The organism is Citrobacter sp. Colony219, assembly GCF_019382635.1.
Taxonomy (GTDB): Bacteria; Pseudomonadota; Gammaproteobacteria; order Enterobacterales; family Enterobacteriaceae; genus Citrobacter; species Citrobacter youngae.
In genome coordinates this window covers 1,058,908-1,060,028 of the sequence record NZ_CP080033.1, presented here as the reverse complement: position 1 = coordinate 1,060,028, position 1,121 = coordinate 1,058,908, and the positions used below count along the sequence as shown (strand labels likewise).

Annotated in this window: 1 protein-coding gene; it reads right to left on the bottom strand. The window is 52.1% G+C overall.

Annotation, left to right across the window (positions count from 1 at the left end):
• Nucleotides 1-80 precede the first annotated feature (80 nt).
• Entirely contained in the window at nt 81-902 is an 822-nt protein-coding gene (gene dapB, locus JTI85_RS04645) for a 4-hydroxy-tetrahydrodipicolinate reductase (RefSeq protein WP_192464482.1), read from the bottom strand.
• Nucleotides 903-1,121 lie beyond the last annotated feature (219 nt).

Genomic DNA, 1,121 nt, shown 5'->3' with positions numbered 1-1,121 from the left:
AAATAAAGGGCAATAAAATATTGCCCTATGTAATCAATTAATTATGATTACAATAACCACATCACGAAGGGTAATAAAAGCTACAAACTGCGTAAATCAAGCACATCTTTCATATCAAAAAGACCATTTGGCTTTGATTTTAGCCAAATTGCCGAACGCACTGCGCCATTGGCGAAGGTCATGCGGCTGGACGCTTTATGCGTGATCTCAATACGCTCGCCAATATCAGCAAACATCGCGGTATGCTCACCAACGATATCCCCCGCCCGCACCGTGGCAAAGCCGATCGTGCCCGGTACGCGCTCGCCGGTGTAACCCTCACGGGAATAGACTGCGCAGTCTTTCAGATCTTTATCCAGCGCCCCGGCAATCGCCTCGCCCATCGCCAGCGCAGTGCCTGACGGCGCATCCACTTTATGGCGGTGGTGGGCTTCAATAATCTCAATATCGGTGTAATCGCCCATCACTTTCGCCGCTTTCTCCAGCAGCTTCAGCATAACGTTCACGCCGACGCTAAAGTTCGCGGCGAAAACGATAGCAATCTCCTGCGCGGCATCACGAATAGCCTGTTTACCCGCGTCATCAAAGCCGGTGGTGCCAATCACCATCCCTTTACCGTGTTGGCGGCAAAACGCCAGATGCGTCAGCGTGCCTTCCGGGCGGGTAAAATCGATGAAAACATCGAAATCATCTTTCACCGCTTCAAGGCTACTTTGTACGGTAACGCCCGTTTTCCCGGCTCCCGCTAACTCTCCGGCATCGCTTCCTAATAAGGAGGAACCTTCGCGCTCCAGCGCCGCGCCCAGCTGTACGCCTTCCATGCCGAGAGTGGCCTGAATCAACTGACGCCCCATGCGTCCTCCGGCTCCCGCGATGGCAACGCGGATTTGTGCATCATGCATAGCTATTCTCTTTTGTTAATTTTACGTAAATCGTTTTCAGATTAACCAGCGCAACGCTGCGCCGCCAGCCGAAAACGTCGATAATTAGAATTTAATGATAAACAGGCAGAGATATCAGTAAAAGGCATGACGCCACGGAATAAGCAGCGTCATCGGGTTATAAAGCGTGGAGATCAAGGGGCCAGCGCCAGTACCTCTGCCACCCACTGCTGGAACCCC